This is a genomic window from Kribbella sp. NPDC004536, from assembly GCF_042873835.1.
In the GTDB taxonomy this organism is placed as follows: Bacteria; Actinomycetota; Actinomycetes; order Propionibacteriales; family Kribbellaceae; genus Kribbella.
Genome location: NZ_JBIALY010000001.1, coordinates 1,815,222 through 1,836,327 on the forward strand (window position 1 = coordinate 1,815,222; position 21,106 = coordinate 1,836,327).

Below are 21,106 nucleotides of genomic sequence, written 5' to 3' on the forward strand. Positions count from 1 at the left end.
GCCTTTCAGTTCAGCGGGCCGGTGACGGCCTCGACGGCTTCGATGTAGGTGCCATTGGCAACGAGTTGGACGGAGTGCTCGAGTTCGGGGGCGAGGAACCGGTCGGTGGCCGGGCCTTCGACGTACTGCCGCAGTACGGCCTGTGCGGCGGCCGTCGCCGGGGCCGGCGTGAGCGGTGCGCGCAGGTCGAGCGCCCGCGCGGCGGTGAGGATCTCGATCGCCAGGACCCGCTGCAGACCGTCGACGGCCTTGCGCAGCTTGCGTGCCGCGGACCAGCCCATCGAGACGTGGTCCTCCTGCATCGCACTGCTCGGGATCGAGTCGACGGATGCCGGTACGGCGAGCCGCTTCAGCTCGGACACGATCGCGGCCTGCGTGTACTGCGCGATCATGTGACCGCTGTCGACACCCGGATCGTCGGCGAGGAAGGCGTTCAGGCCGTGGTTGCGCGCCACGTCGAGGAAACGGTCGGTACGGCGTTCGCTGATGCTGGCCAGATCCGCGACGGCGATCGCGAGGAAGTCGAGTACGTACCCGACCGGCGCGCCGTGGAAGTTGCCGTTGGACTCGACGCGGCCGTCCGGCAGTACTACCGGGTTGTCGATCGCGGCTTGGAGTTCGTAGCCGGCAACGTTCTTGGCGTGCGCGGCGGTGTCGCGGGCGGCGCCGTGGACCTGGGGCGAGCAGCGGAGCGAGTACGCGTCCTGCACGCGGTTGCAGTCCGGGCCGCGGTGGCTGGCGACGATCGCACTGTCCTTCAGAAGCGTGCGCAGGTTGGCCGCGGCCTTTGCCTGACCAGGCTGTGGGCGCAGGGCCTGCAGGTCCGCGGCGAAGACGCGGTCGGTGCCGAGCTGGGCCTCGACGCTCATCGCGGCGGCCAGGTCGGCGGTCTTGAACAAACGGTCGAGGTCGGCGAGCGCCAGGACCAGCATGCCGAGCATGCCGTCGGTCCCGTTGATCAGCGCGAGGCCTTCCTTCTCCGCGAGTACGACCGGGGTCAGGTTGTGCTTCCGGAGCGCTTCGCCGGCGTCGAGAAGGTTGCCGTCGGCATCACGGACCTTGCCCTCGCCGAGGATCGCCAGCGCGACGTGGGACAGCGGCGCCAGGTCGCCCGAGCAGCCGAGGCTGCCGTACTCGTGCACGACCGGAGTCAGGTGCGCGTTCAGCAGACCGGCGTACGCCTGGGCCGTCTCGACCTTCACACCGGTGCGGCCGGTGGCGAGCGTGGACAGTCTGAGCAGGGCGAGCGCACGGACGACCTCGGGCTCCACCTCGGGGCCGGAGCCGGCCGCGTGCGAGCGGATCAGGCTGCGTTGCAGCTGTGCCCGGAGCTCCGGCGCGATGTGCCGGGTGGCGAGTGCGCCGAACCCGGTCGAGACGCCGTAGTGCGGGGTGTCCGCGTGGGCCAGCGCCTCGATCGCGGCGCGCGACTTCGCGATCTCCTCGAGGGCCTGGTCGTCGATCCGTACCTGGGCGCCGTACCGCGCCACCGCGACCACCTGGGCCGGGGTGAGCGGGCCGACTCCTACCTTCACCGTGTGTTCCACTCGAACATTGCACCGCGTGGGATTGGCTGCGGACAGCAGCGGCGTACCACTTTTCGTCTCGAATCTGAGACAAGGGTGGCGACCCTCGGTAGCCGTAAGGTGCTGCCATGGTGTTCGAGATCCGGACGGCACGGCCGGAGGATGCGGTCGGGGTCGCCCAGGTCTGGGCCGCGACGATGCCGTATCTGGTGAAGACGGCGCGGGCGATCGAGCAGCAGCTCCGGCTCGGGCGTTCGCAGGAGGTGGTGATCGCCGTCGACGGTGCGGACGTGGTCGGGTACACGAATCTCTACCTGCCGCCGGCGGACGCCTCGGCGCCGCGGGTGCGGATCACTGTCCAGGTACCGCCCGCGGATCGCGGGCGTGGGATCGGGAGTGCGTTGCTTTCGGCGCTCGAGGGGCGTGCGCGGGAGCTCGGGGCCGGGCGGTTGCTGGTCGCGGTGGCCGATGACTCGACGGGGTTCGCGGAGAAGTACGGGTTCACGGTCGGGCGGCGGATGACGCATTCCGCGGCCGACCTGACCGCGGTCCCGGAGCCGCTCCCGGTACCGGACGGGCTGCGGCTGGCGACGTACGAGGAGCTCTCGCCGCGGCAGGTGTTCGACGCCGAGGTCCAGGTGCGCGACGACGACCCGAGCGGGTTCTCGGGCGGACCGGCGTACGAGGAGTGGGTCCAGACACAGTGGGCGAACCCGGACATGCGGTACGACCTGAGCATCGCCGTACTCGACGGCGACCAGGTGCTGTCGTTCGTGACCACGACCGCGGACCCGGACCGTGGGGTGATCTGGTCGAACCTGACCGGGACGATCCCGTCCGCGCGCGGGCGCGGGCTCGCGAAGGTGGCGAAGTCGGCGGCGCTCGCACGGTCGCGGGACGCCGGGTTCACCGTCGCCTCGACCGGGAACGACGCGGCCAACGAGCCGATGCTCGCGGTGAACCGGTGGCTCGGGTACCAGGAGAAGTCCGGCGCGTGGACCGCGGAGAAGGTGCTGTGAAACGGCTCGCTGTCTCGCTGACGTTCTTCCTCGTGCTGTCGGTCGGCGTCGGGTTGGCGGTGTCCGGGCCGGAGCTCATGGACTGGGGGGTCGCGGGCGGGTTGTTCGCGCTCGCCGTGGCCGGCGAGGGCTTCCGGTTCTGGATCCGGCGCAGCCGGGCGAAGAAGCGCGATTCCACCGGCGTCTGAGGGTTACGCTGCGGTTGTGAGCGGCAACGTTCCCGCCTCGACCCGTACCCTGCGGGTTCTCACGTTCCTGGCCACCCAGCCCGGTCCGGTACCGATGGAGCGCATCGCGTCCGCGGTCGGGTTGCCACGCTCGTCGACGTACCACTTGCTGCGGGCAATGATCGACGAAGGGTTCGTCGTACATCTTCCGGAGGAGAAGCGGTACGGGCTCGGGGTTGCTGCGTTCGAGATCGGGTCGGCCTATCTGCGGCACGATCCGCTGGAGCGGTTGGCGAGGCCGTTGCTCGTACAGCTAGTCCATGAGGTGGGTCAGACCGCGCATCTCGGTGTGCTGCACGGGCGGGAACTCGTTTACCTGCTGAAGGAACAGCCGCCGCGGCCGGTGACGCTGGTGACGGACGTCGGCGTACGTCTGCCCGCAACGCTCACCGCCTCCGGACGGGCGCTGCTGGCCGAACTACCACCCGCGCAGGTCCGCGCGTTGTTCCCGTCCGCGGAGACCTTCGTACGCCGAACCGACCACGGCCCGCAGTCCCTCAGCCAACTCCGCCGCATCCTCGCCGACGAAAAACGCCAAGGGTTCGCGGTCGAGGACTCCTTCATCACCCCCGGCATGGCATCGGTAGCCAGCGCCGCCGTCGACCACGGCGGCCACCCGGTCGCAGCCATCAGCGTCACCTTCCGCACCGACACCGTCCCACCCCCCGACCGCCCCCACCTGGCCCACAAAATCCGCCAAGCCGCCAAAGCCCTAACCCGCCGCCTCCACGGCTAGAAGAACTGACACGGGAGGTACTGGGCGGGACTGGAAGAGCTGACAGGGGAGGTACTGGAGAACAGCCCCCGCTTAACGCGGTGCATGAGCTTCCGGCTGGCGCCGAGACATCTCCGGCTGGCGCCGGGATGTTCCGGCTACCGCCGGGGGAGTTGTCGGCTGCCGCCGAGCTTTCCGGCCGAACCCGGGTGTGCCCCAGCTGCCGCGGGGAGTTCCGGCTGACGCCGTGCTTTCCGGCTGACGCCGGGGCCTGCCGGGTGCACGCCAGGGCCAGTCGGCTCATGCCGGGCCCGCCTACTGATGCCGGGGTCTTCCGGCTGACACCGGCTACTTTCGGCTGCCGCCAGGGAGTCGTTGGCCGACGCCGGGGTGCGCCCGGCTGACGCCGGGGTGCGCCCGGCTGACGCCGGGGAGTTCCAGGTGACGCCGGCTGTTTCCGGCTGACGCCGGGCGTCGGCGCCTGCCTGACCGAGAAACGAAGCGCGGTCGCAGGTTCTCGGACTACGGCTGGTTGTCGGTGAGGGTGGTTGCTTGGGGTTGGGGGACTCCTAGTAGGAGGAGGGTTGTGATTGTTGCAGCCCGGGTGTTGAGGGTCTTGTCGGAGCGGGCGTTGTCGGCGATGGCGAAGAGGACGGTGTAGGCGAGCTGGCTGAGGACGTCCGGGGGTAGGTGCCGCGCGAAGACCTCGGTGTGCTGGCCTCGTGCGACGAGGTCGGCGAGGAGGTCGTCGACTGGGCCGAGGAGGCTGTGGATCGCTTCGCCGTACTCGCCGCGGCGTAGCGCCAACAGCACCCGGTATCGGTGTGTCACCGGCCAGACGCGGGCGATGAACTCGGCCCAGGCCGCATCCGCTTCGGCGTCGGAGGCGGTGACCTCGGTGAGTACGGCCGTCATCTCGGTGACGGCGCGTTCCGTGAGGGTCCGGATCAGGTCCAGGCGCGACGGGAAGTGGCCGTAGACCGTACGGCGGACGACGGCGGCCGCGGTGGCGATCTCGCCCATTCCGGCGTCGGGGTTCTCTCCCAGTACCTCGAGGGCGACGTCGAGGATGCGGTCGCGCGTCTCCTGCATCAGGCGCGCGCGGGTGGACTCGGTGGGCACCGGACCATCATTGCACATCCGTGTGCAACGAATTAGACTGCACAGTAGTGTGCAACGAGCCGAAGCGCAGGAGACGCAAATGACCGCACCCCTCGTCCGCCCATTCACAGTCGCGATCCCGGACTCGGAGATCGACGATCTGAAGCAGCGCCTCGCCAGAACTCGATGGCCCGATCCGGAGACGGTGGACGACTGGTCGCAAGGGGTTCGCGTACAGAACGCCAGATCACTGATCGAGTACTGGGAGCGCGACTACGACTGGCGGCGCTTCGAGGCCGAGCTCAACCGCTTCCCCCAGTTCCTGACCGAGATCGACGGGCTCGACATCCACTTCATCCACGTCAGGTCCAAGAATCCCGACGCGATGCCGCTGATCCTCACGCACGGATGGCCGGGCTCGATCGTCGAGTTCCTGAAGCTGATCGGCCCGCTCACCGATCCGGCGTCGTTCGGCGGGGACCCCGCCGATTCGTTCGACGTCGTCATCCCGTCGCTCCCCGGTTTCGGCTTCTCACAGAAGCCGACAAAGACCGGGTGGACCGTATCGCGCATCGCAAGCGCGTGGGTGGAGCTGATGAGGCGCCTCGGCTACACGAACTGGGCCGCGCAAGGCGGCGACTGGGGCGCCGTCGTCACGAGCGCCCTCGGAGCCATGCAGCCTGAAGGGCTTCTCGGAATACACCTGAACACCCAGTACGCCTTCCCGGCCCAGATACCCGACACCTTGTCACCCGAACAGCGGCACGCCGTGGAGACCCTCGCGCTCTACACCGGCGAGCTCGGCGGCTCCAACCACCTTCAGCGCACGAAGCCGGAGACTGTCGGATTCGCCCTGGCGGACTCCCCCGCGGGCCAGGCGGCCTGGATCTACGAGAAGTTCCAGTCCAAGACCGACAACCACGGGCTCGCCGAGGACACCCTCAGCACGGACGACATGCTCGACGCGATCTCCCTGTACTGGTTCACCAACAGCGCAGCGTCGTCCGGCCGCATCTACTGGGAGAACAAGTCCGCCACTCTCGCCGGCCCGAAGCTGACGCTCCCGGTCGCGGTGACGGTCTTCCCGAAGGACATCCCTCGCCTACCCCGCAGCTGGATCGAAGACACCTACAGCAACCTAATCCACTACAGCGAGGCCGACAAGGGCGGCCACTTCGCGGCCCTGGAGCAACCCGAGATCCTGATCAACGAGATCCGCACCGGCCTACGCACCCTCCGCGCCTGACCAAGCCTCACCGGCGGCACCGGCGGCACTGGCGGCCCGCTGGCGGGTTGTTGGACCGATGGCGCGTTGTAACCAGCCAGTGGTGAAACAACCCGACAGCCGAAGCGGTGGGCAGACCGCGGCGCGGGGTCAGCGCTCTTCGCGGAAGTCGACGTGGACGCGGAGAGCCGGGTCGTACTTGCGGATGACGAGGCGGTCGGGATTGTTCCGGCGGTTCTTGCGGGTTACATAGGTGTAGCCGGTGCCCGCCGTGCTGCGGAGTTTGACGATCGGGCGGAGGTCGTTGCGCTTGGCCATGCTGTCCTTTCTTTCACCAGACAGAACGCCGGCCGGGTGGCGGACATTCCGTCCGGCAGGGTACTTTGTATTGGTTATCGTTTTCAATAAGACGAGGAGAGTCGATGCTGCCGGTGACCTTGGTGACGGGGCTCGACGACGGGTACCGGGGCGCCGTCGCGGGCAATCTCATGGCCGAAGCCGGCGCCACCGGCGTCCTGGTGGAGTACGACGTACGCGACCTGAGCGCCGTCGTCCGTACCGCCCGGACCGCCACCGGAGTGATCGACCGTGAGGTGATCACGCTCGCCCACCCGTGCGTCTCCTGTGCGTTGCGCGGGTCGCTCGTCGAACTGCTGGCGAGCATCGCGGCCGTCGAGCGGTACGGCATCGCGATCGTCGACGTCCCCGCCGCCGGCGACACCCAGGCGATCGCGACCGAGATCACCCAGCACGCCGACCTCCACCTGCGAACGGTCGTCACCACGCTCACCGCTCTCGAAGAACATGAGGACCTGCTCCGAGATCGCGGCATCCCGACCGCCGCCGAGGACGGACGGGCCGTCGCCGAGGTCGTCGTACGCCAACTCGAACAAGCGAACGTGGCCGTTCTCAGTACCGCCGGCATCCGCAACCTGGTCCAGGCGATCAACCCGGACCTGCTGATCACGACCAGCCCGGCCGGGCTCCTCGACGTACGGCGACCCGCTCCGGCCCCGATCGAACCCGGCTCGATCGCGGCGCCTGTCGACGGGTTGACGTACGTCTGGCAGAGCAGCCGACCGTTCCATCCGGAGCGGCTGTACGACGCACTCGAGGACCTGGTCGCCGGGACGGTCCGCGGTCGCGGGACGTTGTGGATCGCGACGCAGCACCGCAACCGGCTGAGCTGGGACAGCTTCGGGTCGAACATCGCGATCGGCGTACTCGGCCCGTGGCTGGCCGACCTCCCCGCGGACCGCTGGTCGTCCGTCGGGCAGCAGCACCAGGCCCGTTCGGCGCTGGAGTGGCACCCGGAGTACGGCGATCGCGCGTCGTACCTGTCGCTCACGGGACCCGGCCTGGACGCCCGGGAATTACAGGAGCGCCTCGATGGTTGTGTCCTGCGTGCGGATGAAGCGGTCCACCCACTGACCGATCCGTTCGCCCCCTACTTGGAAGGAAGTACTGCAGCATGAAGAAGGACATTCACCCCGACTACCGCCGGGTCGTCTTCCGGGACAAGTCCGGCGACTTCAGCTTCCTCACCGGTTCGACCCGCGAGAGCAACGAGACCGTCGTCTGGACGGACGGAAACACGTACCCCGTCGTCGACGTCGAGATCTCGTCCGCGAGCCACCCGTTCTACACGGGCCAGCAGCGCGTGATGGACACCCAGGGCCGGGTGGAGAAGTTCAAGCGGCGCTACGGCCAGAAGTAACGAGCACCGACAACCAGCCCGTCACCTCCACCGAGGGTGACGGGCTGTTTTGTTGCGCAGATCCGTCTCGGGTTCGAGACGGGGGCGTCAGCGCGGCAGTTACGTCCGGGGCGCCCGGGGTTTCACACTGTGGGGATGGAACCGGTCGAGCTCGGCGGGGCTGGGTTGGCGCCGCTGGAGGCTGTGGCGTTGGGACAGCGGCGTACGGCGGTGCGCCTGAGTGACGACGCGCGGAAGCGGATGCACGAATCGGCGCGGGTGGTCGCCGAGGTCGCGGGGCGGCGGGCCGTGTACGGGCGGACCACCGGCGTCGGCGCGAACCGCGACGTGCTGACCTCCGACCCGGAGCACGGCGCCCGGCTGCTCGCGTCGCACTCGACGACCGGTACGACCTCGTACCCGAAGGACGTCGTCCGGCTCGGCCTGCTGATCCGGGTGAACCAGCTCGCGGCCGGCGGCTCCGGGCTCGAACCCGCGGTCGCCGACGCGATCGTCGGCCTGCTCAACGACGACGACCTCCCGGACCTGCACCGCGGCGGCGCGATCGGTACCGGCGACCTCGGCCCGCTGGCCGAACTCGGGCTCGCGCTCGGCGACGTCATCGACGGCACCAGCGCCCTCCCGCTGCTGTCCAGCAACGCGTTCACGCTGGCCGAGTGCTGCCTCGCGTACGTCGAGGCATCCACGTTGATCAACGTCGTACCGCTGGTCGGCGCGCTGACGCATGTCGCGCTGCGCGGCAACGCCGAGGTGTACGACGTACGCGTCCACGAGGCCCGCCCGCAACCCGGGCAACTACGGGTCGCCCGGCGGATGCGCGAACTGCTCGACGGCCTCCCGTTGAAACCGGTCCGCGTCCAGGACCCCTTCGGGCTAAGGGCTTTCGCGCAGGTACTCGGACCGGCCGTCGACCACTCCGATGCCCTGGGCAACAGCGTACGGATCGACATCAACGCCGCCGCCGAGAACCCGCTCGTGGCCGGCGACACCGTACTGCACAACGGCAACTGGCACGCGATGCCGATCGCGCTCGCACTCGACTCGCTCCGGCTCAGCCTGCACAGCGTCGCGACCCTCTCCACGACCCGCGTGGCGAACCTCGTCGACCCGGACTACACCGGCCTCAGCCGCTTCCTCGCCAGCGGCGCCGAGGCCAGCTCGGGCGTGATGATGATCGAGTACGTCGCCCACGACGCACTTGCCGCAGTCCGCGCCGCGGCCCAGCCCGCCACCCTTGGTACGGCGACCCTGTCGCGCGGCGCCGAACTACATGCGAGCTTCGCCCCGCAGGCCGCCGCCCTGACGAAGCAGCTCCTCGACGCACTCCGCGAAGTGGTCGCCTGCGAACTCGTCACCGCCGTACGCGCGATCCGGCTGGCCGGCCTCACCCCCGACGACCTCGCCCCCGCGGCGATCGGGCCGTGGCTGGCCGACGCGCTTACGGCGCTGCCGGGCGACCTGACGGACCGCTCGCTGCGGGAGGATCTGGAGATCGCCCGCGGTCTGCTCACGCAGTGGGGCGATCGCCAGGTCGAACACCCAGCGGAGGCCGGTTAGCCAGTACGGCGCGCAGCTGCCCGGCGAACTCGGCCGCGTGCGCCGCGTACCCGACGTGGTCACCGGGGAAGTCCACGACGTCCAGCCCGAGCCGCGCGGCCAGGACCGTGTTCGGCTGATACGGGAACAGCTCCCGCGAATCGTTGCCGCCAGCAAGCACCAGCCGGTCCTTCAGCTTGTCCAACGCCGCCAGGTCCGGCTCGTAGCGCGGGTACGTCTTGAACTCGTACTCGAACCAGAACGTCAGGTTCGCGCTCATCCGCTGCATCAGCTCGACCCGCTGCTCCGCCGGCAACGCCGCGAGCCGATCGGACGGCGCATCGTTGGTTACCCCAAGCATCTGCTCACCGAATCGCCGCATCGCGACGGCAGGGCCGTCCGCGCGCCAGACGTCGTACAACTCGTCCAGGAGCGCGAGCCACTCGTCGCCGTCCGGAAGCAGCGTGGCAAGCGGCGGCTCGTGGCTGATCAGGGTCGCGACCTGATCCGGCGACCGGGTCAGCAGATGCAGCCCGACGATCGCGCCGGAACTGCTGCCGAAGACGTGCGCCGGCCCGGAGCCGAGGTGCTCGATCAGCGCCACCGCGTCGTCCGCGTCGGCATCCAGCCGGGTCGCGGGATCGATCGGACCATCGACCGGGCTCCCAGTGAAGCCGCGGCGGTTGTACGCGACGACGGTGTAGCTGTCGGAGAGCAGGCGGAGGAGGCCGGCGTACGGCATCGCGTCGCCGTTCCCGCCCGGGATGAGAAGGAGAACCGGGCCGGTGCCCGCGGCCTCGTAGTACAACTCGGCGCCAGGTACGGCGAGCATCATTGCGGCCTCCCGATGATCGATTCGAGCTCGTCCAAGGCGTTCTCGACGAAGGTGTGGATCGTTTCCGCGCCGCCCGCATCGAGCCACCGCGAGACGGCCAGTTCGGCCGCGGCGTTGACCGCCGCGGCCACCACGACAGGCATCAGCCCGTCGCCAACGCGAGCGGCGATCGCGACAGCCAGCTCGCGCTCCATCGCGTTCCGGGCCTTGAGGTACTCCCCCTGCAGCCCCGGCGCACTCGTGACCAGCCGGACACCGGACACCCAGTCCGGATCCGGATCCCCCGCTTCGTACTCCGCGAGCACGCTCGCCCTGATGCTGTCCCACAACGGCTCGTCGGCCGGGCGCTCGCGCAGCGCCCAGCCGGTCCGGGTGGCGCGGTCGGCCGCCAGCGAGCAGATCGCCTCGCACTTGTTCGCGAAGTAGTTGTTGTACGTCCGCGGCGACACCCCGGCCGCTGCCGCGATGTCCTCAACCAGCACGTTCTCCAGCCCGCGCTCGATCGCCAGCCGCATCGCCGCGATCCCGATCGCCCGCCGCGTCGCAACCTTCTTCCGCTCCCGAAGCCCGGTCATACACCCAGTATGTGCGCATCACGCAATTATGCGCAACACGCAATTTCAGAGCCGGATCAGCATCTTGCCCAGGTTCTCGCCGCGCAGCATCGCCAGGAACGCCTCGGGCATCCGGTCGAGGCCGTCGACGACGGTCTCGTCGGAGACGACCGCTCCGGAGCGGAGGTGCGGCGTCAGGAACTCGATCAGTTCCGGTCGCAGGTCGAGGTTGTTGCGGACCAGGAACCCTTCCAGCCGGAGCTCCTTGCCGACGATGTCGAACAGGTTCCGCGGCGCGACGCCGGCCTGGTGGTTGTACGTCGAGACCGCGCCGCACCAGGCGATCCGGCCGTTCTGCCTGAGTACGTCGATCGCCGCGGCCAGGTGCTCACCGCCGACGTTGTCCAGGTACGCGTCGACGCCGTCGGGCGCTTCCGCAGCCAACTGAGCCGCGAGGTCACCCGCCCGATAGTTGATTGCCGCGTCGAACCCGACCTCGGCGACCAGGTGCTTGGCCTTGGCGTCCGACCCGGTGGTCCCGATCACGCGCCCGGCGCCGAGCAGTTTCGCGATCCGGGCGGCCGCCGTACCGACCCCGCCGGCTGCCGCCGACACCAGGAGGGTCTCGCCGGGCTGCAGGTTCAGCACGCGCTTCAGGCCGACGTACGCGCTCAGACCGGTGCCGCCGAGGATGCCGAGGTGAGCGGACAGCGGTACGCCGGGCACGCTGTCGATCCGGCGCGACGACGCCGGCGTCACGACGGCATGCGTACGCCAGCCCTGGGTGTGGAACACGATGTCGCCCTCGGCGTACTCCGGCGTGCGGCTCCGCACGATCCGGCCGAGTGCCCGGCCTTCGCCCGCGGTGTTCAGCGGCCACCATTCGTCGGTGTCCATCGCCTGGCGCATGTACGGATCGACCGACAGCCACAAGTTCTCGACGAGCGCCTCGCCCGGCCCGGGCACGAGCGGCGGCACGTCCACGAAGGTGAACAGCTCGGTGGTCGGAACTCCGTCGGGACGTCCGGTCAGGTGGATCTCTCGCATGTTCACCATCGAAGATCAGCCGGTACTGACCGCGCGAGAGAGTTAGCGTTGCGCTTAATGATCAGCTACCGGCTCGGAGTCGACGACCTCGCCGACATGCGCTTCGCGTGTTCGCCCATGCTCGAGACCGCGACCAGTCTCTGGGCGTTGTACGAGCCGTCGAGTCATGTCCTGCACCTGCCCTGGATCCGCCGGACCACCGCGCTGCTGGAGGAGCTGCCCGAGCGGGAGCTGCTGCTCAGCCTGGTTGCACCGGAGGTCCAGTGGCTGCCGGATTTCGTCACGCCGCGACCGACCTCTCCGCTGCCCGACATCGAGGAGGAGCTCGCGAAGGTCCGCGCTACGCCGCCCGCACGCGCGGTGGCCGACGTCATCCGCGCGTACGACGGGCGCCGGTTGCCGCCGGTCCTCGAGCAGCTGTGCGAGCACCCGCGACGCCTCCGGGACCGGGTCGGTTCGGCGCTCACGTCGTACTGGGAGCTGGCTGTCGAGCCGCACTGGCCACGGATGCGGATGCTGCTCGAGGCGGACATGGTCCATCGAGCGCAGCTGCTCGCACGCGACGGAGCGGCCGCCGTACTGACCGGGCTGGACCCGAGTGCGCAGTGGGCGAACGGCGTACTGCGTCTCCGGGTGTCGTCGTACCAGCTCGAGTACGACGCGGACGTACGCGGCCGCGGGTTCTGGCTGGTACCGACGTTGTTCGCCAAGCACGCGATCAGCCCGGTCGACCCGAGCGAACCACCGACCGTCGCCTACCCGGCCCGCGGCATCGGCACTCTCTGGTCTCCCCAGCCCACGCCGGCACCACAGGCGCTGGCTGATCTGCTCGGGAAGCCGCGAGCCTCCTTGCTCGCCGACCTCGCCGCCCCGACCAGCACCCGGGAACTGGCGCGCCGCCGAGAAGTCTCGCCCAGCGCCATCTCGCAGCACCTGACCGCGTTGCGGGCGGCCGGCCTGGTCTCCCGCTCCCGGGCCGGTCGCGTCGTGCTGTACGCGCGGACTCCGTTGGCCGATCAGTTGATCGGTCAGAGCCGGTTGTAGGCCTTCAGGGTGCGGAGGGCGCCGACGGTGACGATGCCGCGGTACTCGAGGGTTGCTGCGGGGCCTGGCGGTTCCCAGGCGATGGCCCAACCACCGTCGGGTTGCTGGTCGGCGACCAGGCGGTCGAGGTGGGCGTCGAGTTGTTCGTCGGTGAACAGGGGGCGCCAGACGCTGTCGGGCGTCGGCGCGAATCCCAGCGGCGTGACGCCGTACTCCGGGGATTTCGCGTCGGCGCGGTAGTTGGCCAGCTTCGGCAGCCAGTCGCGGACGCGGTCGAGGTCGGCTTCCCCGGTGTGTTCCAGGAACCGCAGCATCGTCAGCATCCCGTGGGCGTCCTCGTGGAAGCCCTTCGCCACCTCGGACGCGCACCACGCCTCGGCCTTGTCCCGCCACGGATGCTCGAAGTCGAGCTCGTACAGGGCGGCGACGAGTCCGGCGGTGGGGTTCATGTCCGGCTTGTACGTCCACTCCGTGATGTGCTCCGCGCGTGGGTAGCCCTCGACGGCCGGACCGCACAGCGGGACCGCACCGTCCGCGTTCGCGAGCCCGCTCAGCCAGTCGACCGCGCGGCGGATCATGCCCTCGTCGCGGGCATCGGCCGCGAGCATCGTGTCGAACGCGACCTCGACGTCCAGCGGCAGGCTGTCCGGGCACCGTTTGTCCGGCTCCAGCCCCCAGCCGAATCCGCCGTCGGCGTTCTGGTATCCGCGCAACGCGTCGACCACGCCGCGCGGATCAGCCCCCTCGAAGATCGTCGCGAAGAGGCGCCGCTCGAGCACCCGAGCATCCCGCCGTACGAAGTCCCGTGCTGCCGTGAAGATGTCCATGCCCGCACCCTCTCGCAAACCCGTCCGCCGGGTCTTGAACGAATCGGACGTCACGGCTCGAAGCGGTAGCCCATGCCTGGTTCGGTGAGGAGGTGTTTCGGGCGGGTGGGGTCGAGTTCGAGTTTGCGGCGGAGTTGGCCCATGTAGAAGCGCAGGTTCCCGCTCGCGGTTTCGTAGCCGGGGCCCCAGACCTCGGTCAGGAGCTGGCGCTGCGACATCAGCTTGCCGGGGTTGCGGACCAGCACCTCCAGCAGGTGCCACTCGGTCGGCGTGAGCCGTACGTCCTCGCTGTTCTCCAGCGTGACGCGTCTGGCAGCCAGGTCGACGGTGATGCCGCCGACGGTCACGATCGGCTGGTCCTGCGCGGGGTTGCTGCGGCGCAGTACGGCGCGCATCCGGGCGAGCAGTTCGTCGATCCCGAACGGCTTGGTCACGTAGTCGTCGGCACCGGCGTCCAGCGCCTCGACCTTGTCGGTCTGGTCGGTCCGCCCGGACAGCACCAGGATCGGCGCGTCGGTCCACCCGCGCAGCCCGCGGATCACGTCGACGCCGTCGAAGTCCGGCAGCCCGAGGTCGAGGATCACCAGCTCCGGCGGGTGCTGCGCGGCCACCTTCAACGCCGACGTACCCGTACCGGCCAGGTGCACCTCGTACCCGCGCGCCTTCAGGTTGATCTGCAACGCCCGCACGATCTGCGGTTCGTCGTCAACTACTAGTACCCGAGTCACTCTGCTCCGATCTTTCGCGGGCGCCTGGAACCGGGGCCTCCGCGGCCTGCGCGGTCGGGATCGCGACCACCATGGTCAGTCCACCACCTGGCGTGTCCTCCGGCTGCAAGGTGCCGTTCATCGCCTCGGCGAGTCCGCGCGCGAGCGCCAGCCCGAGCCCGACGCCGACCGTGTTGTCGGTGTCGCCGAGCCGCTGGAACGGCGCGAACACCCGGTCGCGGTGCTGCCGTGGGATGCCCGGACCGCGGTCGATCACCCGGATCTCCACCGTGCCGCCGAGCGCGCTGCCGGTGACCAACGGCGGGCGGCCGGCCGGGGAGTACCGGACCGCGTTCGCGACCAGGTTCGCCACCACCCGCTCGAGCAGCGCCGGATCCGCCTCGACCAGCGGCAGCGTGTGCGGGATGTCGACGGTCACGCTGTTCGCGTCGTCGCCGAGCTCGGTCAGTACGCCGGGAAGGATCTCGTCGAGCGCCATCGGCCGCGTGAACACCGGGAGTACGCCGGCCTGGAGGCGACTGAGGTCGAGCAGGTTGTCCACCAGCCGCGACAACCGGTCCAGCGACTCGTCGGCGGTCTCCAGCAGCTCGGCGCGCTCGGACTCGCTCCACTCCACGTCGTCGCTGCGCAGCGACGTCACCGACGCCTTCGCCGACGCCAGCGGGGACCGCAGGTCGTGCCCGACGGCGCGGAGCAGCGCCGTACGCAGCTTGTCGGCCTCGGCCAGCGGCTTCGCCTCGGCGGCCTGCTCACTCAGCCGGGCCCGGTCCACGAGCGCCGCCGCGTGCGCCGCGAAGGCGCCGACCAGCCGGCGTTCGTCCGCCTCCAGTTGATGGCCTTGCAGTACGAGCACCAGGTCGTCCCGCGCCGGGATCTCCGCGTCGGCCTCCTCGGGCCGCGTACAGGTGAGCGACCCGGCCGACGCCAGCGGCCGCCATACCTCGGTCAGCTCGTCGTCGTCGATGCGCTCCATCAGGCACGCGCCGGTCATCCCGAACGCCTCACGGACCCGTTCCAGCAGCGCGGGCAGTGCTGTTTCACCGCGCAGTACCGAACCGGCCAAGGTCGCCAACGTCTCGGATTCCGCGGCCGCCCGGGCCGCCTGTCTGGTCCGGCGGGCCGCGCGGTCGACGACCGAGCTGACCATCGCCGCGACCAGGACGAAGATCAGCAGCGCGAGCGCGTTGTTCAGCTCGGCGATCGTGAACGTGCGCTTCGGTGGGGTGAAGAACCAGTTCAGCACCAGCGAACCTGCGATCGCGGTGAGCATCGCCGGCCACATCCCTCCGACCAGGGCGACCACGACCACCGCAAGCAGGAACGCGAGTACGTTGCTGGTCAGGTTCAGCGTGTCGCCGCCGAGGCCGAGGATCATCGCGAGCAGTGGCTGCAGGACGATCGCCAGGACGAAACCCTGGATCTTCCGCTTCCGGGACAGGCTGCCGCGCAACCGGGGCAGCCGGCCGCGGCCCATCAGCGAGTGCGTGACGATGTGTACGTCGATGTCGCCCGAATCGCGGATCGTCGTCGAGCCGATCCCGGGACCGCTGAGCAGGGTGGACACCCGGCTGCGGCGGGATCCGCCGAGGACGAGCTGGGTCGCGTTCTCAGCCTTCGCGAAGGTGAGCAGGGCGTCCGGGATGTCGTCGCCGACGACCTGGTGATACGTACCGCCGAGCTTCTCGACCAGGTTCCGCTGCTCGGCGAGCTTGCTCGGGTTCGCGCCGGTCAGCCCGTCGGAACGAGCCACGTGGACGGCGAGCAGGTCGCCACCGGAGGACCGCGCCGCGATCCGTGCGGCCCGCCGGATCAGCGTCTCGCCCTCAGGACCTCCGGTGAGTGCGACCACTACCCGCTCCCGGGCTTCCCAGGTCGAGTCGATGTCATGTTGCGCCCGGTACTGCTGCAGGCCGGCGTCCACGCGGTCGGCCAGCCACAGCAGTGCGAGTTCCCGCAGCGCGGACAGGTTGCCGACGCGGAAGTAGTTGCCCAGGGCAGCGTCGATCTTGTCGGCGGCGTACACGTTGCCGTGCGCCATCCGCCGGCGCAGCGCCTCCGGGGTCATGTCGACCAGCTCGATCTGGTCCGCGGCCCGGACCACGCGGTCCGGGACGGTCTCCTGCTGCGGTACGCCGGTGATCTTCTCGACCACGTCGTTGATCGACTCCAGGTGCTGGATGTTCAGCGTCGAGATCACGTCGACGCCGGCGTTCAGCAGTTCCTCGATGTCCTGCCAGCGCTTCTCGTTGCGGCTGCCCGGGATGTTGGTGTGTGCCATCTCGTCGACCAGCGCGACGTCCGGGCGGCGGGCCAGTACGGCGTCGATGTCCATCTCGGTGAAGCTCGCGCCGCGGTAGTCGATGATCCGGCGCGGCACCGTCTCCATACTGTCCAGCATCTCTTCGGTGTACTTGCGGCCGTGGGTCTCCACGAAACCGACCACGACGTCGGTCCCGCGGGCGCGCCGGCGCCGGCCCTCGCCCAGCATCTTGTAGGTCTTGCCAACACCGGGCGCGGCCCCCAGATAGATCCGCAGAAACCCGCGGCCGCTCTTGCTCATATCCCCATGCTCTCAGAGTCGTGCCAGCGCAGCGTTGAGCTTCACCACGTTCACGACCGGCTCACCCAGGAAGCCGAGGTCGCGGCCGTCAGTGTTCTCCTGCACGAGCTGTTGCACCTGAGCCACGCTCAGACCGCGCTCGCGCGCGACCCGGTTCATCTGCAGAGCGGCGTACGCCGGGCTGATGTCCGGGTCGAGCCCGCTACCGCTGGCGGTGACCGCGTCCGGCGGGACCTGGGACGGGTCGACCCCCTCCAGCGCCGCGACCGCCTTGCGCCGCTGGTCGATCGCGGCGACCAGGTCGGCGTTGTTCGGCCCGAGGTTCGAACCGCCGCTGGCCTTCGCGTCGTACGCACTCGCGGACGGCCGCGTCTGGAACCACTTCGGGTCGGCGACCATGATCACCTTGCCGTCGGCATCCTTCTTCCCGCTGTCCATCGTGTAGGCCTGGCCGATCAGGTCGGAGGCGACCGGCTTCCCGTTCACCTCGATGATCGACCCGTTCGCGTTGCCGTGGAACAGCACCTGCGCGGCACCCGTCATCACCAGCGGATAGCCGATCCCGAGCACGACCGTGAAGAACAACAGCACCCGCAGTGCTACCCCGAACTGCCTCATCATCACTGCCTTTCACCGAAGACCCGGGATCAACGAGATCACCAGGTCGAGAAGCTTGATTCCGACGAACGGGCTGATCAGCCCGCCGACGCCGTACACCAGCAGGTTCCGGCGCAGCATCGCGGAAGCCGACGACGGGCGGTACCGGACGCCACGCAACGCCAGCGGGACGAGCAGCACGATGATCAGTGCGTTGAACACGATCGCGGACACGATCGCCGACTGCGGCGAGTGCAGGCCCATGACGTTCAGCTTGTCCAGTCCCGGGTAGGCCGAGGCGAACAGCGCGGGCAGGATCGCGAAGTACTTGGCCACGTCGTTCGCGATCGAGAACGTGGTCAGCGAACCGCGGGTGATCAGCAACTGCTTGCCGATCTCGACGATCTCGATCAGCTTGGTCGGGTTCGAGTCGAGGTCGACCATGTTGCCGGCCTCCTTCGCGGCCGACGTACCGGAGTTCATCGCCACGCCGACGTCGGCCTGCGCGAGCGCCGGCGCGTCGTTCGTACCGTCGCCGGTCATCGCGACCAGCCGGCCACCCTCCTGCTCCTTCTTGATCAGCGCCATCTTGTCCTCGGGCGTCGCCTCGGCCAGGAAGTCGTCGACCCCGGCCTCCTCGGCGATCGCCTTCGCGGTCAGCGCGTTGTCACCGGTGATCATCACGGTCCGGATACCCATCGCGCGCATCTGGTCGAAGCGCTCGCGCATCCCTTCCTTGACGACGTCCTTCAGATGGATGACGCCGAGCGCGCGGGCTTTCCCGTCGATGCTCTCGGCAACGACCAGCGGCGTACCACCGGAGGCCGAGATGCCGTCGACGATCTCGCCGAGCGCGATGTCCGACGTACCACCGTGTTGACCGATCCACGCGTTCACGGCACCCGCGGCGCCCTTGCGGATCTGCCTGTCGTCGACATCGACGCCGCTCATCCGGGTCTGAGCGGTGAACTCGACGAACGTTGCGTGCGGCAACTCTCCGGTGTGCCGTTCGCGCAAACCGTACCCGGTCTTCGCCAGCACCACGATCGACCGGCCCTCGGGCGTCTCGTCGGCGAGGCTGGACAACTGCGCCGCGTCGGCGAGCTGGGTGTCCGACACCCCTTCGACCGGGATGAACTCCGCCGCCTGCCGGTTGCCCAGCGTGATGGTGCCGGTCTTGTCCAGCAGCAGGGTGTTGACGTCACCGGCGGCCTCGACGGCGCGGCCGGACATCGCCAGTACGTTGCGCTGCACCAGCCGGTCCATACCTGCGATGCCGATCGCGGACAGCAGCGCGCCGATCGTGGTCGGGATCAGGCAGACCAGCAGCGCCACCAGGATCACCAGGCTGAGCTTCGTGTGCGCGTAGTTCGCGAACGTCGGCAGCGTGGCGGTGGCGATCAGGAACACGATCGTCAGACTGGCCAGCAGGATGTTCAGCGCGATCTCGTTCGGCGTCTTCTGCCGGGAGGCGCCCTCGACCAGCGCGATCATCCGGTCGATGAAGCTCTCACCGGGTTTGGTGGTGATCTTCACGACGATCCGGTCGGACAGTACCTTCGTACCGCCGGTGACTGCGCTCCGGTCGCCGCCGGACTCCCGGATGACCGGCGCCGACTCGCCGGTGATCGCCGACTCGTCCACCGACGCCACGCCCTCGACGACGTCACCGTCGCCGGGGATGATCTGGCCGGCCTCGACCACGACCAGGTCGCCGAGCTGCAGCTGGGTGGCCGGGATCGCCTCCTCGGCACCGTCCTTGGTCAGCCGCCTCGCGGTGGTCTCGGTTTTGGCGCGGCGCAGTGTCTCGGCCTGCGCCTTACCGCGGCCTTCCGCGACCGCCTCCGCGAGGTTCGCGAAGATCACGGTCAGCCAGAGCCAGACCACGATCCACCAGACGAACACGCTGGAGTCGGTGACCGCGAAGATCGTCGACGCGACCGCGCCCACCTCGACCACGAACATGACCGGGTTCTTCACCATCACTCGCGGGTCGAGCTTCTTCAGCGCGTCCGGCAGCGCGTTGACGAGTTGGGTAATCACAATCCCTCCGCGAGGGGTCCGAGAGTCAGTGCGGGGAAGTACGTCAGGCCGGTGACGATCAGGACGGTGCCGACGAGCAGCGTCACGAACAGGGCCTTGTGGGTGGGCAGCGTGCCCTGGGTCACCGGTACCGGCTGCTGCTGGGCCAACGACCCGGCCAGCGCCAGTGCGAACACGATCGGCACGAACCGGCCGAGCAGCATCACGAGCCCGAGAGCCGTGTTGTAGAAGGGAATGTTGGCGCTGATCCCGGCGAACGCGCTGCCGTTGTTGTTGCCGGCCGACGTGAACGCGTACAGCACCTCGGAGAACCCGTGCGGACTGTCCGTGTTGAGGATCGAGGCCCGCGCGACGGCGAGTCCCATCGCGATCGAGGCACCGACGAGTACGACCGTCGGCGTCGCGAGGATGTACAGCGAGACGAGCTTCATCTCGCGCGCGGTGATCTTCTTCTTCAGGTACTCCGGCGTCCGCCCGACCATCAGGCCCGCTACGAACACCGCCAGTACGGCGAGGATCAGCATGCCGTACAGACCCGTACCCGTACCGCCTGGCGTGACCTCGCCGAGCATCATGTGGAACAGGGCTGTACCGCCGCCGAGCGGCGTGAACGAGTCGTGCATCGAGTTCACCGCGCCGGTCGACGTACCGGTCGTGGAGACCGCGAACAACGACGACGCCCACTCACCGAAGCGCGTCTCCTTGCCCTCCATCGCGGCTCCGGCGGCCTGGGTCGCGGTGCCCGCACCCCGGACCTCGAAGAACGTCGCGAGGGCGACGAAGGCTCCCCAGATCGTGCCCATCACACCGAGGATCGCGTAGCCCTGTCGCTTGTCCTTGACCATCAGGCCGAAGGTCCGGGTCAGGCAGACCGGGATCACCAGCAGCAGGAAGATCTCGAACAGGTTCGACAGTCCGTTCGGGTTCTCGAACGGGTGCGCGGAGTTGGCGTTGTAGTAGCCGCCGCCGTTGGTGCCGAGCTCCTTGATCACCTCCTGGCTGGCCACCGGGCCGCCCGGAAGGTGCTGGGTCTGACCAACGACCGAGGTGACCTCGTGGCCGCCGGAGAAGTTCTGTACGACACCCATCGCGACCAGTGCCAGCGTCCCGATCACCGCGATCGGCAGCAGCACCCGCAGTACGGTCCGGGTGAGGTCGACCCAGAAGTTGCCGAGCCGATCGGTCTTGGCCCGCGCGAAACCGCGGATCAACGCGATCGCGACGGTGATGCCGACGGCCGCGGACAGGAAGTTCTGTACGGCGAGGCCGGCGAACTGGACCAGGTGGCCCATCACGGTCTCCGGGACGTAGCTCTGCCAGTTCGTGTTCGACACGAACGACGCGGCGGTGTTGAAGGCCAGACCGGATTCGACGTTCGGCAGGCCGAGCGACAGCGGCAGCCAGTGCTGCAGCCGCTGGAGCAGGTACAGCAGCACGACGCTGAGCGCGGAGAACGCGAGCAGCGACCGGGCGTACACGGCCCAGGTCTGGTCGGCCGTCGGGTCGACGCCGAACAGTTTGTACGTCGCCCGCTCGATCCGCAGGTCCTTGTCGGACGTGTAGACCCGGGCCAGGTACCCGCCGAACGGGCGGTACACGGCCGCCAGGCACGCGAGCAGGAGACCGACCTGTAACAGGCCGGCGGCGGTGTCGGACATCAGAACCTCTCGGGAAAGACCAGGGCGGCGATCAGATAGAGGACCAACGCAACAGCCACGACCAGGCCGGCGATATTCTCAGCGTTCACACCTCTACTGGACCTTGCTGATTGCGCGGTCAGGAGGGTTCTCGCAGGTCTCTCACAC

Annotated in this window: 21 protein-coding genes; 8 read left to right on the forward strand and 13 right to left on the reverse strand. The window is 69.1% G+C overall.

Going from position 1 to position 21,106, the window contains the following annotated elements:
* Positions 1-5: 5 nt before the first annotated feature.
* The gene (gene hutH, locus ACFYRU_RS09030) at positions 6-1,535 is read right to left on the reverse strand and encodes a histidine ammonia-lyase (protein WP_387654950.1); all 1,530 of its coding nucleotides are present in this window, start codon (positions 1,533-1,535) and stop codon (positions 6-8) included.
* Positions 1,536-1,654: 119 nt separating this feature from the next.
* Between hutH and ACFYRU_RS09035 the strand changes: the two genes are divergently transcribed.
* From ACFYRU_RS09035 to ACFYRU_RS09045, 3 genes are read left to right on the forward strand one after another with little or no spacing between them, the layout of a single operon-like run.
* Positions 1,655-2,545 carry a GNAT family N-acetyltransferase gene (locus ACFYRU_RS09035; RefSeq protein WP_387654953.1) on the forward strand — a complete coding sequence of 297 codons (891 nt, stop codon included), beginning with the start codon at positions 1,655-1,657 and terminating at the stop codon, positions 2,543-2,545.
* Positions 2,542-2,733, forward strand: coding sequence for a hypothetical protein (locus tag ACFYRU_RS09040; protein ID WP_387654954.1), 192 nt, complete (start codon positions 2,542-2,544; stop codon positions 2,731-2,733). The genes ACFYRU_RS09035 and ACFYRU_RS09040 overlap by 4 nt, the downstream gene beginning before the upstream one ends.
* Before the next feature lie 16 nt (positions 2,734-2,749).
* Positions 2,750-3,508, forward strand: a complete 759-nt coding sequence (locus ACFYRU_RS09045; RefSeq protein ID WP_387654956.1) for an IclR family transcriptional regulator — start codon at positions 2,750-2,752, stop codon at positions 3,506-3,508.
* 501 nt (positions 3,509-4,009) lie between these two features.
* Here ACFYRU_RS09045 and ACFYRU_RS09050 read toward each other — a convergent pair.
* Positions 4,010-4,609, reverse strand: a complete 600-nt coding sequence (locus tag ACFYRU_RS09050) for a TetR/AcrR family transcriptional regulator (RefSeq protein WP_387654959.1) — start codon at positions 4,607-4,609, stop codon at positions 4,010-4,012.
* A 79-nt stretch (positions 4,610-4,688) separates the two neighbouring features.
* Between ACFYRU_RS09050 and ACFYRU_RS09055 the strand changes: the two genes are divergently transcribed.
* On the forward strand, positions 4,689-5,834 hold the full coding sequence (locus tag ACFYRU_RS09055) for an epoxide hydrolase family protein (RefSeq protein ID WP_387654961.1): 1,146 nt from the start codon (positions 4,689-4,691) through the stop codon (positions 5,832-5,834).
* Between the two features lie 129 nt (positions 5,835-5,963).
* On the opposite strand, the gene rpmG is transcribed toward ACFYRU_RS09055, so the two are convergent.
* Positions 5,964-6,131, reverse strand: coding sequence for a 50S ribosomal protein L33 (gene rpmG, locus ACFYRU_RS09060; protein WP_387654964.1), 168 nt, complete (start codon positions 6,129-6,131; stop codon positions 5,964-5,966).
* Positions 6,132-6,235: 104 nt separating this feature from the next.
* On the opposite strand from rpmG, the gene ACFYRU_RS09065 reads away from it, so the two are divergent.
* The 3 genes from ACFYRU_RS09065 to ACFYRU_RS09075 all read left to right on the forward strand — a co-directional run bounded on the left by ACFYRU_RS09065 (position 6,236) and on the right by ACFYRU_RS09075 (position 9,087).
* Complete coding sequence (locus tag ACFYRU_RS09065) at positions 6,236-7,288, forward strand: GTP-binding protein (protein WP_387654967.1); 1,053 nt, start codon at positions 6,236-6,238, stop codon at positions 7,286-7,288.
* Positions 7,285-7,530, forward strand: coding sequence for a type B 50S ribosomal protein L31 (locus ACFYRU_RS09070; RefSeq protein ID WP_141856056.1), 246 nt, complete (start codon positions 7,285-7,287; stop codon positions 7,528-7,530). The genes ACFYRU_RS09065 and ACFYRU_RS09070 overlap by 4 nt, the downstream gene beginning before the upstream one ends.
* A 135-nt stretch (positions 7,531-7,665) precedes the next feature.
* Positions 7,666-9,087, forward strand: a complete 1,422-nt coding sequence (locus tag ACFYRU_RS09075; RefSeq protein ID WP_387654972.1) for an aromatic amino acid lyase — start codon at positions 7,666-7,668, stop codon at positions 9,085-9,087.
* On the opposite strand, the gene ACFYRU_RS09080 is transcribed toward ACFYRU_RS09075, so the two are convergent.
* Genes ACFYRU_RS09080 through ACFYRU_RS09090 form a run of 3 tightly spaced genes read right to left on the reverse strand, consistent with a single transcriptional unit; the run spans position 9,038 to position 11,502 of the window.
* Positions 9,038-9,901, reverse strand: a complete 864-nt coding sequence (locus tag ACFYRU_RS09080) for an alpha/beta fold hydrolase (protein ID WP_387654975.1) — start codon at positions 9,899-9,901, stop codon at positions 9,038-9,040. The two genes, ACFYRU_RS09075 and ACFYRU_RS09080, sit on opposite strands and share 50 nt — an antisense overlap.
* The gene (locus ACFYRU_RS09085; RefSeq protein ID WP_387654978.1) at positions 9,898-10,476 is read right to left on the reverse strand and encodes a TetR/AcrR family transcriptional regulator; all 579 of its coding nucleotides are present in this window, start codon (positions 10,474-10,476) and stop codon (positions 9,898-9,900) included. The genes ACFYRU_RS09080 and ACFYRU_RS09085 overlap by 4 nt, the downstream gene beginning before the upstream one ends.
* A 45-nt stretch (positions 10,477-10,521) precedes the next feature.
* Complete coding sequence (locus ACFYRU_RS09090) at positions 10,522-11,502, reverse strand: NADP-dependent oxidoreductase (RefSeq protein ID WP_387654980.1); 981 nt, start codon at positions 11,500-11,502, stop codon at positions 10,522-10,524.
* A 57-nt stretch (positions 11,503-11,559) separates the two neighbouring features.
* On the opposite strand from ACFYRU_RS09090, the gene ACFYRU_RS09095 reads away from it, so the two are divergent.
* Entirely contained in the window at positions 11,560-12,546 is a 987-nt protein-coding gene (locus ACFYRU_RS09095) for a DUF5937 family protein (RefSeq protein WP_387654982.1), read from the forward strand.
* Here the strand turns inward: ACFYRU_RS09095 and ACFYRU_RS09100 are convergent.
* The 7 genes from ACFYRU_RS09100 to kdpF are packed head-to-tail and all read right to left on the reverse strand — an operon-like array spanning position 12,531 to position 21,048.
* Positions 12,531-13,373 (reverse strand): hypothetical protein, encoded by an 843-nt coding sequence (locus tag ACFYRU_RS09100; protein WP_387654985.1) that lies wholly within the window; start codon positions 13,371-13,373, stop codon positions 12,531-12,533. The two genes, ACFYRU_RS09095 and ACFYRU_RS09100, sit on opposite strands and share 16 nt — an antisense overlap.
* Positions 13,374-13,423: 50 nt before the next feature.
* Entirely contained in the window at positions 13,424-14,101 is a 678-nt protein-coding gene (locus tag ACFYRU_RS09105) for a response regulator (protein WP_387654987.1), read from the reverse strand.
* Entirely contained in the window at positions 14,079-16,661 is a 2,583-nt protein-coding gene (locus ACFYRU_RS09110) for a DUF4118 domain-containing protein (protein WP_387654990.1), read from the reverse strand. The genes ACFYRU_RS09105 and ACFYRU_RS09110 overlap by 23 nt, the downstream gene beginning before the upstream one ends.
* Before the next feature lie 12 nt (positions 16,662-16,673).
* Entirely contained in the window at positions 16,674-17,282 is a 609-nt protein-coding gene (locus ACFYRU_RS09115) for a potassium-transporting ATPase subunit C (protein ID WP_387654992.1), read from the reverse strand.
* A gap of 9 nt (positions 17,283-17,291) precedes the next feature.
* Positions 17,292-19,304: a potassium-transporting ATPase subunit KdpB gene (kdpB, locus tag ACFYRU_RS09120; protein ID WP_387658067.1), complete on the reverse strand. Its 2,013-nt coding sequence runs from the start codon at positions 19,302-19,304 to the stop codon at positions 17,292-17,294.
* Positions 19,298-20,959 carry a potassium-transporting ATPase subunit KdpA gene (gene kdpA / locus ACFYRU_RS09125; protein ID WP_387654995.1) on the reverse strand — a complete coding sequence of 554 codons (1,662 nt, stop codon included), beginning with the start codon at positions 20,957-20,959 and terminating at the stop codon, positions 19,298-19,300. The genes kdpB and kdpA overlap by 7 nt, the downstream gene beginning before the upstream one ends.
* Positions 20,959-21,048 (reverse strand): K(+)-transporting ATPase subunit F, encoded by a 90-nt coding sequence (kdpF, locus tag ACFYRU_RS09130; RefSeq protein ID WP_387654997.1) that lies wholly within the window; start codon positions 21,046-21,048, stop codon positions 20,959-20,961. The genes kdpA and kdpF overlap by 1 nt, the downstream gene beginning before the upstream one ends.
* Positions 21,049-21,106: the final 58 nt, after the last annotated feature.

Bases quoted from the DNA above. Each gene is read 5' to 3' on its own strand.
- ACFYRU_RS09070 (WP_141856056.1), top strand. From the start codon at position 7,285: ATGAAGAAGGACATTCACCCCGACTACCGCCGGGTCGTCTTCCGGGAC.
- ACFYRU_RS09090 (WP_387654980.1), bottom strand. From the start codon at position 11,502: ATGCGAGAGATCCACCTGACCGGACGTCCCGACGGAGTTCCGACCACC.
- rpmG (WP_387654964.1), bottom strand. From the start codon at position 6,131: ATGGCCAAGCGCAACGACCTCCGCCCGATCGTCAAACTCCGCAGCACG.
- ACFYRU_RS09035 (WP_387654953.1), top strand. From the start codon at position 1,655: ATGGTGTTCGAGATCCGGACGGCACGGCCGGAGGATGCGGTCGGGGTC.
- ACFYRU_RS09075 (WP_387654972.1), top strand. From the start codon at position 7,666: ATGGAACCGGTCGAGCTCGGCGGGGCTGGGTTGGCGCCGCTGGAGGCT.
- kdpA (WP_387654995.1), bottom strand. From the start codon at position 20,959: ATGTCCGACACCGCCGCCGGCCTGTTACAGGTCGGTCTCCTGCTCGCG.
- ACFYRU_RS09055 (WP_387654961.1), top strand. From the start codon at position 4,689: ATGACCGCACCCCTCGTCCGCCCATTCACAGTCGCGATCCCGGACTCG.
- ACFYRU_RS09110 (WP_387654990.1), bottom strand. From the start codon at position 16,661: ATGAGCAAGAGCGGCCGCGGGTTTCTGCGGATCTATCTGGGGGCCGCG.
- ACFYRU_RS09095 (WP_387654982.1), top strand. From the start codon at position 11,560: ATGATCAGCTACCGGCTCGGAGTCGACGACCTCGCCGACATGCGCTTC.
- ACFYRU_RS09080 (WP_387654975.1), bottom strand. From the start codon at position 9,901: ATGATGCTCGCCGTACCTGGCGCCGAGTTGTACTACGAGGCCGCGGGC.
- ACFYRU_RS09065 (WP_387654967.1), top strand. From the start codon at position 6,236: ATGCTGCCGGTGACCTTGGTGACGGGGCTCGACGACGGGTACCGGGGC.
- ACFYRU_RS09100 (WP_387654985.1), bottom strand. From the start codon at position 13,373: ATGGACATCTTCACGGCAGCACGGGACTTCGTACGGCGGGATGCTCGG.
- ACFYRU_RS09085 (WP_387654978.1), bottom strand. From the start codon at position 10,476: ATGACCGGGCTTCGGGAGCGGAAGAAGGTTGCGACGCGGCGGGCGATC.
- ACFYRU_RS09115 (WP_387654992.1), bottom strand. From the start codon at position 17,282: ATGATGAGGCAGTTCGGGGTAGCACTGCGGGTGCTGTTGTTCTTCACG.